The sequence below is a fragment of the Lutibacter sp. genome, from assembly GCF_013139515.1.
Classification (GTDB): Bacteria; Bacteroidota; Bacteroidia; order Flavobacteriales; family Flavobacteriaceae; genus Lutibacter.
On sequence record NZ_WTAR01000011.1, the window covers coordinates 22787 to 40057 of the forward strand.

12 protein-coding genes and 1 pseudogene are annotated in these 17271 nt (G+C 31.1%); 3 read left to right on the top strand and 10 right to left on the bottom strand.

The features are described from left to right. The 10 genes from GQ540_RS01105 to GQ540_RS01150 all read right to left on the bottom strand — a co-directional run bounded on the left by GQ540_RS01105 (position 1) and on the right by GQ540_RS01150 (position 8101). Positions 1-324, bottom strand: coding sequence for a DUF2141 domain-containing protein (locus GQ540_RS01105; RefSeq protein WP_367205857.1), 324 nt, complete (start codon positions 322-324; stop codon positions 1-3). Positions 325-365: 41 nt separating this feature from the next. After that, on the bottom strand, positions 366-1487 hold the full coding sequence (locus tag GQ540_RS01110) for an ABC transporter permease (protein ID WP_291796067.1): 1122 nt from the start codon (positions 1485-1487) through the stop codon (positions 366-368). A gap of 173 nt (positions 1488-1660) precedes the next feature. Further along, on the bottom strand, positions 1661-2767 hold the full coding sequence (locus GQ540_RS01115; RefSeq protein WP_291796069.1) for an ABC transporter permease: 1107 nt from the start codon (positions 2765-2767) through the stop codon (positions 1661-1663). Continuing rightward, positions 2764-3492: an ABC transporter ATP-binding protein gene (locus GQ540_RS01120; RefSeq protein ID WP_291796072.1), complete on the bottom strand. Its 729-nt coding sequence runs from the start codon at positions 3490-3492 to the stop codon at positions 2764-2766. The genes GQ540_RS01115 and GQ540_RS01120 overlap by 4 nt, the downstream gene beginning before the upstream one ends. Then, a complete protein-coding gene (locus GQ540_RS01125; RefSeq protein WP_291796075.1) occupies positions 3489-4391 on the bottom strand; it encodes an ABC transporter ATP-binding protein in 903 nt (300 codons plus the stop codon). Before GQ540_RS01125 ends, GQ540_RS01120 begins: the two co-directional genes overlap by 4 nt. A 26-nt stretch (positions 4392-4417) precedes the next feature. After that, positions 4418-4876 (bottom strand): hypothetical protein, encoded by a 459-nt coding sequence (locus GQ540_RS01130; protein ID WP_291796078.1) that lies wholly within the window; start codon positions 4874-4876, stop codon positions 4418-4420. Positions 4877-4881: 5 nt separating this feature from the next. Next, positions 4882-5238 carry a hypothetical protein gene (locus GQ540_RS01135; protein ID WP_291796081.1) on the bottom strand — a complete coding sequence of 119 codons (357 nt, stop codon included), beginning with the start codon at positions 5236-5238 and terminating at the stop codon, positions 4882-4884. A 43-nt stretch (positions 5239-5281) separates the two neighbouring features. Next, a complete protein-coding gene (locus tag GQ540_RS01140; protein WP_291796082.1) occupies positions 5282-6172 on the bottom strand; it encodes an HlyD family efflux transporter periplasmic adaptor subunit in 891 nt (296 codons plus the stop codon). A gap of 58 nt (positions 6173-6230) precedes the next feature. Then, positions 6231-7487, bottom strand: coding sequence for a TolC family protein (locus tag GQ540_RS01145; RefSeq protein WP_291796085.1), 1257 nt, complete (start codon positions 7485-7487; stop codon positions 6231-6233). After that, entirely contained in the window at positions 7484-8101 is a 618-nt protein-coding gene (locus GQ540_RS01150; RefSeq protein WP_291796088.1) for a TetR/AcrR family transcriptional regulator, read from the bottom strand. The genes GQ540_RS01145 and GQ540_RS01150 overlap by 4 nt, the downstream gene beginning before the upstream one ends. 103 nt (positions 8102-8204) lie before the next feature. Here GQ540_RS01150 and GQ540_RS01155 point away from each other — a divergent pair, with 103 nt between their 5' ends. The 3 genes and pseudogenes from GQ540_RS01155 to GQ540_RS01165 form a co-directional block, all read left to right on the top strand. After that, complete coding sequence (locus tag GQ540_RS01155; protein WP_291796091.1) at positions 8205-9548, top strand: serine hydrolase; 1344 nt, start codon at positions 8205-8207, stop codon at positions 9546-9548. Positions 9549-9730: 182 nt separating this feature from the next. Beyond that, complete coding sequence (locus GQ540_RS01160) at positions 9731-10681, top strand: LytTR family DNA-binding domain-containing protein (protein ID WP_291796094.1); 951 nt, start codon at positions 9731-9733, stop codon at positions 10679-10681. Positions 10682-10721: 40 nt separating this feature from the next. Then, positions 10722-17271, top strand: a pseudogene (locus tag GQ540_RS01165) (hypothetical protein); the annotation flags it as partial.

Genomic DNA, 17271 nt, shown 5'->3' on the forward strand with positions numbered 1-17271 from the left:
TTAAAAATAAATAACTTTAATTGATTTTACAGTAGTTTCATTTAATTCAAAACTAGCTTTAGAGAATTTAGGACGATTCCTCATTCCTATAGATTCATAATTAGAAAACCCAATACCTTCTTTAGGAAGCATAAATCCTTTATTTACTTTACCATTCTCATTTTCATCATGAAGAATATTAATAGCGTATTTTCCTTTTGGTAAGTTAGTAAAAGTTATAGTTGATGAATCTTTCGTTATCAAAGCAATATCTTTTTTATAGTATTTTTTATATTTTTCATTGGGAATAGAACCTTCTTTGTTATAGATTGCAAATTGAACTATACCTTTTTAATTTTTCAACTTTTATTGTTAATGAATAAGTTTTAAGTTGTTTTTTTATAACTCCAAACCGCTAATCCATTCATTAAAATTGCATATCCAAGCGTTTTTATAAGCTGAGGTAAAATGTCATTAAAATCAGCACCTTTTAACATGACCATTCGCATCACTTCAACAAAATATTTTATGGGGTTAAATTCAGTTAAATTTTGAGCCCATTTAGGCATACTTTCAATAGGTGTGAATAAACCGCTCATTAAAATAAAAATTACTACAAAAAACCAAGAAATAAACATAGCTTGTTGTTGCGTATCTGTAAAATTTGAAATAAATAATCCCATTCCTAAAATAACCAAAATATAAATTGAATTATATAAATACATTAAGGCAATACTCCCAACAATTGGCACATTGAATAAGACTTTAGCAATAATTAAACCTATAGTTAATAAACCCATTCCGATAACCCAAAACGGAAATAATTTACCAATAATAAATTGATGTTTTTTAATAGGAGTTACGTTTATTTGCTCTAGAGTTCCAACTTCTTTTTCGCGAACAATGTTCATTCCAGCTAAAAACAACGTAATCATTGTGACTAGTAAAACTAAAATACCAGGAACCATAAAAGTTTTGTAATTCAGTGTTTCGTTATACCAAAAAGAAGTAATAGTTGAAATATTTTTGGGTTTATTAACTATATCTGAAGGTTGAATTAATTTAGCTTGCGCGTTTTTATTAAATCGCTGTACAATTTGATTGATATACACATTTTCAACACCTGCAGTGGCGCCATCAATAGCATTAATTATGACAGATAAATCTGTTTTTTTGTTTTTTGAAAGATCTCGTTCAAAATGAGAGGGAATTTCTAAAATAACATCAACCTCACCTTTTAGCATTGAAGCACTCGCTATTTTTTCAGAAGAAAAATTTGAAACAACATTAAAATAAGTAGATGCTTCAAATTTATTAATTAAGGCTCTTGAAAATGAAGTGTTATCATTATCAATATAGGAGAATTTTATATTTTTTATTTCAAATGTTGCTGCGTTTGAAAGAATAATAAGTTGAATTAAAGGCAATACAAAAATAATAGGAAGCATTCCTTTATTTCTAAATATTTGTTTGAATTCTTTTTGAATGATATATCCTATGGTCTTCATTATGGTTCTGTTCATGAGATTCCCGCCTTCGCAGGAATGACAGTTGTTTTTAACTTATTTTTAGAAAATAGAAAAAAGAGCATAGAGAAAAGACTTTTTAAAGTCAAACATTTTACGCTATTAATTTTCAGACCTTTGTCTATTTTCTTTTATCTATTCTTAATTTCCCTGTTTTATTCTAATCTAATTTTATACTTTTTAATACTTAACGCAATAAAAAACAGCGTCATTACAACTAAAATTAATGTTTCTTTCCAAATAAATGTTAGTCCAACACCTTTCAACATAATTCCTTTTAAAATAATTACAAACCACTTTGCAGGAATTATATTACTTATTACTTGCAGCGGTAAAGGCATACTTGCAATTGGGAAAATAAACCCAGATAATAATATAGTTGGCAACATTAATCCCATTAAAGAAATCATCATAGCAGTTTGCTGTGTGGCTGATATTGTTGAAATTAAAATACCTAAAGCTAATGCTGTAATAATAAATAAAACACTTTCAACACCTAATAAAAAGAGGCTTCCTTGAATAGGCATTTTAAAAATAAAAATGCTGAGTAAAACGATAACAATGGCGTTGATGATGGATAGAAAAACATAAGGAATTACTTTCCCAACAATTACTTGAAATGGTTTTATTGGCGATACTAATAAAATTTCCATAGTGCCTAATTCCTTTTCGCGAGTAATAGAAATTGAAGTCATCATTGCAGAAACTAGCATTAAAATAATAGTCATTACACCAGGGACAAACATAAAAACACTTTTTAATTCAGGGTTGTAAACCATTCGGGTTTTTGGAACAATTTGATAAGGCGTTTTTATGTTTTTATTAATTTCTTGTTGGTATTTTTGAAGAATTGAATTCGTGTAATTACTAATGGTATTTGCTGTATTAGGGTCAGTTGCGTCCGTAATTATTTGAATGGTTGCATTATTTTCTTTTGTTAGATTTTTACTAAAATCTTTTTCAAAAATTAATACAGCTTTTACTTTTCCTTTTTTAAAAACAGCTTCAATTTCAGCTTCATTTTTTATCAACTGTTTAATGCTAAAATATTTGGAAGATGCTATTTTATTGATAATTTCTTGCGAAGTTATATCTTTAGAATGGTCAAGAATAGCAATATCAACATTGTTAATTTCATTCGTTATGGCAAATCCAAAAAGCATAATTTGCGCTATTGGCATTCCAAAAAGAATGAATAATGACCGTCTATCTCTAAAGATATGGTAAAACTCTTTTTTTATGAAACCTATAAATCTCTTCATCCTCTTGCTAATTTTAAAAACACATCATTCATTGTATCAGCTTTAAACTGTTCTTTCAATTTTGTTGGTGTGTCTAAAGCTTCAATTTTACCATCAACCATAATTGAAACCCGATCGCAATATTCTGCTTCATCCATATAATGTGTGGTTACAAAAACGGTTGTGCCGTTGTTTGCGGTTTTATAAATCATTTCCCAAAATTGTCGCCTTGTAATTGGATCAACACCACCAGTTGGCTCGTCTAAAAAAACAATTTTAGGATTGTGTAATAAAGCTACAGAGAATGATATTTTTTGTTTCCAGCCTAAAGGTAGTGAGCCTACCAGTTCATTTACAATATCTTGTAAGCCCAGTTCTTCAACTAATAAACATCTTTTTTCTTCAATTTGTTTACGTGATAAACCATAAATTCCACCAAAAAAAGTAATATTTTCTTTCACAGTTAAATCATCATACAAAGCAAATTTCTGACTCATATAGCCAATGTTTTTTTTGATGTCTTCAGGGTTTTTAAAAACATCAAAACCAGCTACTTGTGCATCTCCTGAAGTTGGGATAGAAATACCAATGAGCATTTTCATAGCAGTTGTTTTCCCAGCTCCATTTGCTCCCAAAAAACCAAATATTTCTCCTGTTTTTACTTTAAAAGAAATTTTATTTACGGCAGTAAAATCACCAAATTTTTTAGTGAGGTTTTCAACTTTTATTACGTTTTTACTTTTCATTTTGCTAATTCCATGAAGGTGTCTTCAATAGTCGTTTCTGTAGGTTGAATTGTAATATTTACAGCGCCCATTTCTTCTAAAAACAGCTGCAAATCTTTTGGGTTGAAATCCTCTCTTTTATCGGTGTAATGAACAAATTCACCGAATGGATATACACTATAATGATGTTCATACGTGTTTAAACATTCAATAAGTTTGTACATGTTATCGGTTTTCACATCGTATATTTTTTTTGGATAATGTTTTACAATTTCTTGTGGCGTATCAATTTCTAAAATCTTACCATCTTGAATTAGCGCAATTCTATCGCACAATGCAGCTTCATCCATATAAGGTGTTGAAACTAAAATGGTGATCCCTTTTTTTTGTAATCTTTTAAGCATTTCCCAAAATTCTTTACGAGAAACAGGATCAACACCTGTAGTTGGTTCATCTAAAAATAACACTTTAGGTTTGTGAATTAAAGCACAGCACAATGCTAATTTTTGCTTCATTCCACCCGATAATTTCCCTGCTCTACGTGTTTTAAAAGGTTCAATTTGAATGTAAATATCTTTTATTAAATCGTAATTTTTTTCAATGGTAGTTCCAAAAATTGTAGCAAAAAACGCTAAGTTTTCTTCAACTGTTAAATCTTGATATAAAGAAAATTTACCAGGCATATAACCAACATTGTTTCTAATGCTTTTATAATCTTTAACAACATCATAATCAGCTACAATGGCTTCTCCTTTGTCTGCAAATAAAAGTGTAGTTAAAATTCTAAATATTGTTGTTTTTCCAGCTCCATCCGGGCCAATTAATCCAAATAATTCTCCTTCTTTAACATCAAAAGAAATGTTATTAACGGCCGTTAAGTTTTTAAAAGTTTTTGTGATATTTTTGACTAAAATGCTCAATGTTAATGCCGTTTTTGAAAAGAGATTTATTTAAAATAGATTGAATACGTTTCTAAATGTTTGTTTAAAGAGTTGAAATTAGTTTTGCAAATAACTATATCTGAAGATTCTAAACCCTTAAAAAGTAATTTCATTGGCATTAAAAAATTGTGTAATTGGTTGTGGGGTTCACCTTTCATAGAACATTCAGTTATAATAGTACCAAATTCTTTTTCTAATTTTTTTTTAAGTAAATGATAACCTTCTAAACTTTCTTTCTCAGTAAAGGAATTCATTAAAGAAATCATATTGTTTATACCATCTGTAGTCTCTGTATTTGCAGACCATAAATTACCATTGTTTAATTGTAAAACGTCATCACTTTCGTGCTCTTCTTTTGCTTCTTCAGTTTTTTGTTTTACTTGTTTTTTTTCTGTTTTTTCTCCACAAGAGATGGCAACTGAGACTACTGTAATTATAAAAACTAATTGAAATACTTTTTCCATGTTATTTATTTTTTTGATTTAATTATTAATAATGAAATTATAAGCCATAGAGCGACTCTAAAACTCATAGCTTTAATGCTTTCTAATGCCACAAATTCATTAAAAAAGTAAAGGTACAACGCCATACAAGTATGCGCTGCTAATATAAAAACAACTACTTTTTTTGCGAATAAGTTATTTTTCCAAATAAGGTAGGCTGCAATAATTGAAATAACTCCAAACAACACATTGTACACTACTAACCAGTTTAAAACAGCATAGTCTTTCGTGTCAACACCTAAAAGCACTTTTGACCCAGCAAAAACAGACATGACACCTATAAATAATGCAAGTGCTGAAGCTATTTTATTTAAATTTTTCATGACATTAAAATTGTTTTAATTTTAGAATAGTTGTTGAAACTAACTATAGATTAATCCATAGTTCAGCAGGCATTCCTATTTTTAAGCTTTCATCATTTTTCACATCAATTTTCACTGCGTAAACTAGATTCACACGTTCTTCTTTTGTTTGAATAATTTTAGGAGTAAATTCAGCTTCAGAAGCAATCCAAGAAATAGTTCCAGTATAGTTTTTCATAGTTTCATTAGTATCAATTTTCACAGTGACTTTTTGACCAATTTTTATGCTTGAAAGTTGCGTTTCACTTACATAAACACGTAATTGCATAATGCTTAAATTTGCAATTTTATACAAAGGTTTTCCAAAAGAGGTAATTTCATTAGGCTCGGTATATTTCACCAAAACAGTTCCGTTTACAGGATTTAAAATAATGCTTTTTTGAAGTAGGTCTTCAACTTGTTTTAATTGTACATCAATACTTTTTAACTCATTAACAACTGGCGCGTTTTGAATTTCTACACTTCTTATTTGTTGATGTATTACATCAATTTTTCCATCAATATCATCCAATTGTTTTTGTGTACCGGCATTTTCTTTTAATAAATTCTCAATTCTTATTTTAGAAATTTCAGCAGTTTTTAACTGTGATTTTAACACACTTATTTGTGATAAAACTCCTTTTGATTTTGAGAATATCACACTTTTAGAAACTATTAATTGCTCCTTTTTTAAAGCTAGTTGTATAGTATCAATATACCCTACATTTTCACCTTTTTTTAGTATTTTCCCTTCTTCAACAGAAAAAAGTATTAATTTTCCGTTGCTTTCAGCTGAAATAGTTGTTTCAGTAGCTTCAAAATTCCCATATCCATCAGCTTTATTATTGTTATTATTACACGAGATTATAGTGCTTGCAACTATGAATATTCCTATAAGTATTCTTGTTATTTTCATTTCTTTAAAATTAGTGTTTTTGAGTCTTTAATCTTTTTTCTATGATCTCAATTCTAAATTAATTCCCTTTTGTTGTTTTATAATTAGCTTTTGCTAAAAGCAATTGTATGTTATGTGTGTTTAAATTATTTTCAGCTTCGTATAAATTTGTTAATTCGGTGATGTACGCAGACGAAGTAATAATGCCATTTTTTAATTGTGAATTAGCCGATTTTAATATCTTTTTTCTTAGTTCTATAATCGTTTTATCAGATTCAATAAAACTGGATATTTTTTTTATTTCAGCTAACTGTTGATTTAATTTAATAGTGGTATTAAGTGTGAAAATTTCTTGTTGATTATCTACAAGTTCCTTGTTAATTTGTAATGATTTTCGTTCTTTTTTAGATGCATTCCAATCAAAAATAGACCAGTTTAATTTTAAACCAGTCATATAATATGTTTGAAAAGAATTGTCTAACATATTTAAACCTGGATTTCCATAACCGCCAGTTGCAAAACCCATCAATTTTGGTGAATTTTTCTTTATAATCAATTGCTCAGTAGCTTCAATTTGTTCTTTTTGAAGGTGAAATAAATCTAATTCTGGGCGTTTAATGCCAGTTTCTATGTTGCTTGAAATTATAGGATTTTTTAAATGTATTTCAGTTGAAATTTGTTGCCCAATTAATTCTGAAAGTGTTTCAATTAAACTTAATTTTTTTAGGTCAAGTTCATAAAATTGTTGTGCTATTTTTAGTAATTCAGCTTTTAAATTATTTTCAGACGTAGGCAATAACATTCCAAATTTAACACCTGCTTTTACTTCTTTTAAGGTTGTTTCTAATTGATGTTTCTTAGCAATTAACAATGTGCTATTTTCTTGTAATAATAAAATTGAAAAATAGAGTTGATTTACCTGCTTTTTTAGTTGATATAAATTTACTTCAACTTGCTTTTGTTGTGTTTTTAAACTAGCGTTTTTAACATTAGAAGATGCATTTATCAAACCGCCATCATATATTAATTGATTTACAGAAATGGTGGTTTTGTATTGATCTTTGTTTGCTGGTTGAATTGTAGCTCCAGGAATAACAATTGGAATTGATGTAACATCAGATTGATATGTTGCCTGCGCTTCTAAATTTAGTTGAGGTAATTTTTTAGTTTTAATAACCGCTAAATCAAGCTCATTTTGTTTCGTTAACAAATCGTGTTGTTTAGCTAAAGGATAGTTTTTATTTATCAAAGTATAGCATTCCTCTAAACTTATTGTTTCTTGTGCTGTAACTGTTATTGAAAATAAGAATAGTAAGATTATTATTAGTTGTTTCATTTGTTAATTTTTATTGCATTAATAATAAAATCAGCAACGGCTGTTTTGCGTTCTTCTATTAATTGATTGTATTCTTTATCGCCAATATTTATGAATCCTTTTAATAAAGGAGCGCCAACAAAAGGAAAAATATTTAAAGCCATAATGTTAATAAACAATTGTTCTGCTTTTATGTTTCTTATGGTTCCATCTGCAACTTTATCATTCACTTGTTTTTTAAATTTTGAAATATTTGGGAAGTTTTTTTCTTTAATTAAATCTTGAACAAAATCTGGATTTCTATTCAATTCTTGAAGAATAAAATTTGGTAAATAAGGATGTTTAATTACAAATGAAATATAATTGTGACTAAAGTTTTTAATTTTTTCACAAATTGAAGAATCATCGTTAATTACTTCATTTAATTGTGGAGCAAGCAGAGAGAATGCTTTTTTAAAAACTGCTTCAAAAAGTAACTGTTTACTTCTAAAATAATAATGAAGCAACGCTTTGTTTATACCAGCTTTATCCGCAATTTCTTGCATACGAGCGCCCATCATTCCTTTTTGCTGAAATATATGTTTTGCGGCATTTAAAATATTAGATTCAGTAGTTGTATCTTTTGTTTTATTCATTTTTTAACTAAATAGTTTAACCAAATGGTTAACAAATGTAAAATCTTTTTTTGAACTGACAAAATAATTCCTATTTTTACGTTCTAATATAAAATATAATTCAATGAAAAAATTATTGAAATACAGTCTGTTATTGTTAGTCTTAGCTGCAATTTATGTGGTTTATACAAATTATCCAAGATTGAATATTATTTCAGGATATTCAGCAAAAAATATGAGTTCTTCAGTTTTTTTAGCTGAAAGAACATTGGAAATTACAGATAAGCAGGATAATAATTTTTCACCTATAAATATTGCAGATGATAAAGTGAATATTGAAGAGAAGTCTGCCACAGCTTCAGTGTATGGTTTTATGAAACGAAAAGCTATTTATAAAGAAGGCTTAGGAAGTATTTTAGTGTTGGATGATTTTAAAGAGGATACTAAATTTTTAGTTCCAAACAGAACAAAATCAACTAGCAACTTGCCTTATCCTTATGGTGATGGAGCACAAAAAGATACAGTTTTTAGTAATGTGAATTATAGCGAATTAGACACAGCGGTTTCAAATTCTTTTGATGTGAATGATGAATACATAAAAAAAACCAGAGCAGTTGTAGTAATTTATAAAGATAAAATTATTGCAGAAAAATATGCTGAAGGTTTTGATAAAAGCTCAAAAATTTTAGGTTGGTCAATGACAAAAAGTATTACAAGTGCCGTTTTAGGAATTTTAGAGAAACAAGGAAAAATTGATGTAAATCAAACAAATTTATTTCCAGAATGGGAGAATGATGAACGCTCAAAAATTTCATTAAACAATTTATTACAAATGAATAGTGGTTTGGAATGGAATGAAGATTACAACACCATGTCAGACGTTACTAAGATGCTATTTTTAGCAAAAGATATGACCAGAACCCAAATGAAAAAACCGTTAGCGGGTGAACCAAATAACAGTTGGAATTATTCATCAGGAACTTCAAACTTAGTTTCGGGGTACATTAGAAATCAATTTAAAACACATCAGGAATATTTAGATTTTTGGTATGCAGAATTAATTGATAAAATTGGAATGAATTCTATGTTAATTGAAACCGATTTAACAGGTAATTATGTTGGTTCTTCTTATGGTTGGGCAACACCAAGAGATTGGGCAAAATTTGGACTGTTATACCTACATAAAGGAAATTGGAATGGAGAACAAATCTTAAATGAATCTTGGGTAAATTATACTGCAACACCAACCAATGGTTCTAATGGAGAATATGGAGCACATTTTTGGTTAAATGCTGGCGGTGTGTATCCAAATGCTCCAAAAGATGTATTTTCTTGTAATGGATATCAAGGGCAGCGTGTTTTTATAATTCCTTCAAAAAATATGGTAATTGTAAGAATGGGTTTAAGTGAAGATTCAAGCTTTAATTTTGATGCTTTTTTAAAGGATATTTTGGCTTCTATTAAATAGAATAGGTTTTATTTTTTTTAAACTTTTACACGGTAAACACATAATATAGAGTGAATTAACAGTTTATTAATTTTCTGTTAAAACAAAAAATTCCGTATGTAACAATAATTATATATTTTTGGTTAATCCACAAAGTAGAATCAACTAAATAAGCCCCTTCATTTTAGTAATATTATTTTTAATTGTCAACAGTAATCAAAAAAAACTTGAACCCACATCAAATTAATACAAGAATTAACTATTACCTAAATTCTATTAGTCCAATAAGTACTAGTAGAAAAGACATAACTTATGGTGTAATTTTAGAGTTTTTTTTAATTTTAATTTTTATAGCACTCTTCAAACCATATATTATAAGAGAATTATCTACAGTATCAACTTTAGAAGTGGCATTCACTTCAGCATTTATATGTAGTTTTTTTAGTTGGCTTTATGCAATTAATACGAATAGTATAAATTTAAAAACTTGGACATATAAAAAAGATATTATTAGATTTTATAAAAGATTGTTATTTGTGGCTATTATTTATTTAACATATGCATATGTTGCATTTCATTATTTATATAATAGTGAAATTGTTTTGCCTGTAAATGGTTTTACATTTAATAGTTTACTGTACATCTTTTTTATAGGAACACTTATTTATTTTTTTTCAAAATTTGTAGACCATTTAAAATTTTCAGCTATTGAAATAAAACCGAAAGTAATTGCTGAAAATTATATAAAATTAGAAGAGTCAATAATTTTTTTCGGTAAAAATAAAGAAGAATTTGTAGAAGCTAGATTAAGCAATATTTTATATACCCAATCAGTTGGGCATTATATAAATTTTTATTTAACATATGAAAATACTGATGAGATTAAAGTAGAAACAATTAGAAATAGTTTAAATAATATTATGAATGAAGTAAATAAGCACGCTAATTTATTTCAATGCCATAGAAGTTTTATAGTAAATTTAAATAAAGTAAAGCGAATAGAAGGTAATTCTCAAAAAGCTAAACTTGTATTTATAAACAATAATAATTCAATACCAATTTCAAGAGAAAATTATAAATGCCTTAAAGAAAGGTACTCATTTAGTGAAAAAGGCTATTCATTTAATGAAAAATACTATTTAGAAACAGTTTAAATAATTGAAAATGTTATTTTCGCGAATTAAATAAATATATATGAAAAACAATTACTCAACTCCAAAAAAAAATCGGGTAACATTAAAAGAAACATTACTTATATTATTAGTAGTAGTAGGTGGTGTGTTTTTTAATGGTGAAGTTTATTCTCAAAACTGTTCAGTAAATGCAGATATTGATAAAACAATATGTGAAAATGAAGCATTTATATTAAATGGTACAGTTAACGGTTTAAGCACATCAATGCTTTGGCAACAAGTTTCAGGACCATCAGTTGTTATTAGCAATCCTACTATTCCAATAACTACAGTTTTAGGAGCTGTAGGTGGAAGTTCATATACTTTTAAAATAACTGCAGAATGTACGGTTGGCGGAACTTCACTTGAAGATTTTGTAACCTTTACAGTTGACCCAATTGGAACGGCAAATGCAGGAACTGATATTGAAGGTTGTCCAGGCACCTATTCTTTATCTGGAAATGCAATTGTAAACCCTGGAGATGCTGGTTTGTGGACAGCATCAGGAAGTTCAGGTGTAGTTATTGATTCCCCAACATCTCCAACTTCAACAGTAACCTTACCAGCTAATTCAACAGGAACTTCTACATTAACTTGGACAATTTCAAATCCAAACGGATGTAGTTCTACAGATACAGTTGAAGTAACAAATTACGGTGGAGAAATTGTAGCAGATGCTGGAACTGATCAAACTTTATCAGAATGTTATACTTCAACACAATCAACAACATTAAATGGTTCTATAGGTGGTAACGGTACAGGAACACAAATTGGAATTTGGTCTTTTGTAACGGGTCCAAGTGTACCAACTATAGTTTCACCAAATAGTTTAAACACATCTGTTACAGGATTAATCGAAGGAACTTATGTCTTTAGATGGACTGTTTCTGGTCCTTGTGCTGTTGGTTCGGATACAGTTTCAATAATTGTACCTGCAGCAACTCAAGATATTACCAATGCAAATATATCTAATCAACGTTTTTGTAGTGGTGTAACTGCTACAACTTTTGTTGGAACTACACCGAGTTTTGCTGGTGAAACAGTTTTATGGACACAAACAGGAGGTCCAGCAGGAGTTGTAATATCAGACCCAACAAGCCCAACAACACAAATTACAGGTTTAGATGGTTCAAGTACTTATACTTTTAGATATACAATAACAGGTGGACCAATAAATCCGGGTTGTTCTTCAAGTGATACAGCAACTATAGCATATTTAAATGATCCTGTTACAGTTAGTTTAGGACCAGATATTATTCAACCAGTTGATGATACAACAGTTGCAATTCCTGTTACCTATTCGGGTGGAAATAATTCTAAGTATAGTATTATTAGTGGACCAACTACAACAGGTTATCAAAACTTTTCAGGAAGCACTTTAAATTTAAATTTAACAGAACAGGGTACTTATACTATTAGGGTTGTTAGACAAACTACAGGAAATATTTTAACAGATTGTGGAACAGCTTCAGATGATATTAATGTAACAATTTCTTTATCACCAACCGATGCAAATGCAGGAACAGATGTTACGTTACTTTGTGATGTGACTACAACAGGTTTGGCAGGTAATATACCTACGCAAGGTGTTGGTTTTTGGTCGCAAATGAGCGGTCCTTCAACAGCTGCTTTTTCTGATCAAACAATAAATAATCCTACAGTTTCTGGATTAGTTCCAGGAGTTTATACATTTAGATGGAGTATTACAGGAGGTCCGGCAGGAACAGATACTTTTGATGATATGCAAGTATTTGTAGGTGCAACAATAGTGCTTCCAGCGAATTCTGCAGGGGCTGACAATACTGTTTGTTTTGGTTCTTATAACTTAGAAGCTAGTCCTCTTTCAGCAGGTGAAAATGGATTATGGACTGTTTCACCTATTGCAGGAGTTATTTTTTCTGATAATACAAGTGAAACAGCTGTAGTTTCTGGATTAACATTATCAACAGTTTATACATTTACATGGACAGTTTCTAATATTTGTGGAAGTGCTTCAGATGATGTAATTATAACAACAACACCAGTTGAAGGACCATCCGTAGCAGATGCAGGAGCAGAACAATGTTTAGCAACAGGTGCTTTAGTAACATTAAATGCAACAATTCCAGTAGTTGGTGTTGGTAATTGGTCTTTAGTTACTGGCCCAAACACACCTACAATTACTGATCCTAGTTTAGTTTCTACAACTGTAACAGGAACCATAAATGGTACTTATGAATTTTTATGGACAGTTTCAGGGTTTGGTTGTGATCCAACAACAGATACAGTATTAATTACAATTGCTGATAGTCCTACCGCAAACGCAGGTGATGCTAGTGGAAATGAAAGTACAGGAGTTTGTGGACCAACAGCAATAATGAATGCTACAGCAGTTGCTGTAGGTTCTGGATTAACAGGAGCTTGGGTACAAGTTTCTGGAAATGGAGGATGGACAGTTGATGATGTTAATAGTCCAACAGCTACGTTTTCAAATTTAGCAATTGGTAATTACGAATTTCAATGGTTAGTTTCTGGTGGTGGAATTTGTTCTTCTAGTTCTGATAATGTAACATTTACAGTAAATTACGCTCCAACAGTAGCAGCTGCCGGAGGTGATCAAATTATTTGCGACATAAGTACAGCAACTTTAGCTGCAAATACTATAACAGATGGTATTGGTGTTTGGACAATTTTATCAGGTGCGCCAAACAATCCAACAATAACAAATCCAAATAACCCAACTACAACCATTACAGGTTTGGTAACGGGAACATATACTTTAAGATGGACAAGTACTTATGGTGCAAATTGTTCTCCAAGTTTTGACGATGTAATACTACAGGTTTCTGCACCAGTAAGTGCAGGTGCTGATCAAAATTTATGTGCAGCAGTTAATATATTTTTACAAGGAAATGAAGATTCTTCAGGAACATGGTCATTATTTTCTTCAACCGGAGGACCTGTACCCGTAATTACTACTACCGCTTCAAATACTGCAGCGGCAACTGTTACTCCAGGCTTTGATTATGTATTTCAATATACAAGTAATATAGCTTTTGGTTGTCCATCAACTTCAGATACAATGAACGTTGTAAATAGTGCTTTACCTTTAACACCGGATGCAGGTTCTGATCAAGATATTTGTACTGATGGAGGTAATGCTGTTACAATGGCAGGAAATGGAATTATTGGAGATGGAGTTTGGACACAAGTAAGTGGGCCAAACACTTCAACTATTGTTGATAATACAAATCCAAATACAGTAGTAAACAATCTTATTGAAGGGTTATATATTTTTGAATGGAATACAGGTTCAGGTAATTGTGGTAGTTTTAGCGATGTAGTTAGAATAAATGCTTACGATCCGCCTAGCACAGCTGTTGCAGGTGTTTTACAAGGTTCAGCTTGTCAGTTAAGCGCGCAATTAGATGCAGATGTACCAGTAAAAGGAATAGGTATTTGGACATTAACAACCGATCCTTCAGGAGGAAGTGGTATTGTAATTGATAGTCCAAATAATCCAAAATCTACATTAACTATTGCAGGTCCTTCTTCACTTCCTTTAGGAACATATACATTTACATGGACAGTTGCTAATGGCCCAATTTGTGCCGTTAGTGTTGATACTGTAGATTTAGTTTTTACTGCTGGCCCACCATCGCCTGCAAATGCAGGTCCAGATCAAGATTTGTGTGATGCAACTTCAGTAGTAATGAATGGAAATATTATTAATCCAGGAATAGGAACTTGGTCTCAAGTAACGGGTCCTAATACTGGAATTATAGCAGACACACATGATCAATCAACTATTATTTCAGGCTTAATTGCCGGGACTTATGAATTTATGTGGTCAAGTAATAACGGCGGATGTACTTTAGATGACACTGTTGAAATTAAAATAACAAATTTAGGCGCGCCAGCAAATGCTGGGCCAGACCAAACATTGGCTCAATTTGATACTATTAATTTAGGTGCTACTGCAGCTACACCTTTAATAGGGGAATGGTTATTTGTTTCAGGCCCAACTACACCTATTATTATAGATGTTAACGATCCAAATACAGCAATTGCAGGAACTGTACCAGGTGTTTATGAATTTACTTGGTCTATTGCTAATGGTGTTTGTGCTACACAAGCAGATAATGTAATTATTACAATTATACCTGTAACAGATTTAAGTTTAACTAAATCAGTAAATAATTCAACTCCAAATGTTGGCAGCACTATAACTTTTACAGTTGCAGTAACTAATAGTGGCGGAAATGATGCAACAGGAATTGCAGTTAAAGATAACTTACCAATTGGGTATAGTGTTGTTTCAGGTTCAATTTCTAATGGAGGTATTTATAATTCAGGAGGTCATTTAATAGATTGGTCAGGTATTAACTTATTAAATGGTAATTCAACAAATTTAACATATCAAGTTACAGTAAATGCTGCAACTGGAGCTGTTGATGAGTATTTAAATTCAGTAGAAATATTTTCTTTTGATCAAATAGATACAGATTCAACACCAAATAATGATATACCTTCGGAAGATGATCAAGATACTGAAGTAACTTCACCAACACCTATTGTTAATATTGCATTAAATAAAACAATTAATAATACAACACCGCTTATAGGTTCAAATGTTGTTTTCACAATTACAGTTAGTAATTCAGGACCAAGTAATGCTACTGGAGTTCAAACTGTAGATCAATTACCTACAGGTTATTCTTATATAGGGCATTCGGCTTCATCAGGAACTTATAGTAATATTACTGGTTTATGGAATATAGGAGCTGTAACAGTAGGAAATAATGAAACTTTAGAAATTACTGCAAGTGTTAATGCTTCAGGTAATTATACAAATGGTGCTGAAATTACTGCAACAACTGAAACAGATTCAAATTCTACACCAAATAATGATATACCTTCGGAAGATGATCAAGATTCAGTTTCAAGTACACCAGTACCAGTTATTGATTTATCTTTAGCTAAGGTAGTAGATAATGGAGTTCCGAATGTAGGGGATGCTGTTGTTTTCACTGTTACAGTTTTAAACAGTGGGCCAAGTACAGCAACAGATATAGATGTTTATGATTTATTACCATCGGGATACAGTTATGTAAGTTCGGTAGGCACAGTAGGTTCTTATGTTAATATTACGGGTTCTTGGGTAATAGCGAGTTTATTATCAGGAAACACAGAGACATTAGCTATTACAGCAACAGTGAATGCTACAGGCGACTACACGAATATAGCAGAGATTGTCTCGGTAAATGAGACAGATTCAGATTCATTACCAGGGAATAATGATATTTCAGAAGACGATCAAGACGAGGCAACAACAGTTCCAACACCAATAGCAGATTTAGTAACTACAAAAACGGTAGACAATGCAACACCAAATGTTGGAGATACGGTAACGTATACCATTACGGTTGTAAATAACGGTCCAAGTATAGCAACAGATGTTAGTTTAACAGATGCTTTACCAGTAGGAGTTACGTATGCTAGTTATACCGCAACAGGCGGAACTATAAACACGTATGCATCAAATGTTTGGACAATAGGAGAACTTGCCAATGCAAGTTCTGCAACGATCACAATAAGTGCTACGGTTGATACAGGCGAAGCAGGAAATACGATAGTTAATACAGCTACAGCAGCCACAGGAAATGAAACAGATCCAGTAGCACAAGCTGATCCAACGGCAAGTATAACGGTAACAAGTTCAGATTTATCCTTATTAAAAGTCGTAGATAATTCGACACCAAATGTAGGAGATACTGTAACATTTACGTTAACGTTATTAAACAGTGGTCCAAGTACCGCAACCAATATTAGTATTGATGAAAGCTTACCTTCAGGATATAGCTATGTAAGCCATGTGGCAAGTGGAGGAAATACATACGATACAGTGACAGAGCTTTGGAATATTTCAAGTATGTCATCTGGAAGCTTTGTAACTTTAACCATCACAGCAACTGTAAATGTCACAGGAGATTACACCAATGTAGCAGAAGTTGTATCAGTAGATCAAGAAGATATAGATTCTACACCAAATAATGGCGTTTTATCAGAAGATGATCAAGCCGCAGCAACTACCATTCCAGTAGGAATTACAGATTTAGTAACTACGAAAACGGTAGACAATGCAACACCAAATGAAGGCGATACAGTAACCTATACACTTACGGTTGTAAATAACGGTCCAAGTGCAGCAACAAGTGTTAGTTTAACAGACAATTTACCAGCAGGAGTTACGTATGTTAGTCATACCGCAATAGGTGGAACAGTAAATACATATGCAACAGGTGTGTGGACTATAGGAACACTACCAAGTGGAAGTTCATCAACCATTACGATAAGTGCGATTGTTGATGCAGGTACAGGAGGAAATATAATTATCAATACAGCTATTACAGCTACAGGTAATGAAACAGACCCAACACCACAAGCAGACCCAACAGCAACGATCACGGTAACGAGTTCAGATTTAGTAACGGTAAAAACGGTTAGTGATACCACCCCAGATGAGGGCGCTACGATTGTTTATACGCTAACGGTAACAAATAATGGTTCAAGTGATGCCACAGGTGTTATTT

Coding starts and splice junctions, on each gene's coding strand:
- GQ540_RS01110 (WP_291796067.1), bottom strand. CDS start 1,487: ATGAAGACCATAGGATATATCATTCAAAAAGAATTCAAACAAATATTT.
- GQ540_RS01115 (WP_291796069.1), bottom strand. CDS start 2,767: ATGAAGAGATTTATAGGTTTCATAAAAAAAGAGTTTTACCATATCTTT.
- GQ540_RS01120 (WP_291796072.1), bottom strand. CDS start 3,492: ATGAAAAGTAAAAACGTAATAAAAGTTGAAAACCTCACTAAAAAATTT.
- GQ540_RS01130 (WP_291796078.1), bottom strand. CDS start 4,876: ATGGAAAAAGTATTTCAATTAGTTTTTATAATTACAGTAGTCTCAGTT.
- GQ540_RS01135 (WP_291796081.1), bottom strand. CDS start 5,238: ATGAAAAATTTAAATAAAATAGCTTCAGCACTTGCATTATTTATAGGT.
- GQ540_RS01140 (WP_291796082.1), bottom strand. CDS start 6,172: ATGAAAATAACAAGAATACTTATAGGAATATTCATAGTTGCAAGCACT.
- GQ540_RS01145 (WP_291796085.1), bottom strand. CDS start 7,487: ATGAAACAACTAATAATAATCTTACTATTCTTATTTTCAATAACAGTT.
- GQ540_RS01150 (WP_291796088.1), bottom strand. CDS start 8,101: ATGAATAAAACAAAAGATACAACTACTGAATCTAATATTTTAAATGCC.
- GQ540_RS01155 (WP_291796091.1), top strand. CDS start 8,205: ATGAAAAAATTATTGAAATACAGTCTGTTATTGTTAGTCTTAGCTGCA.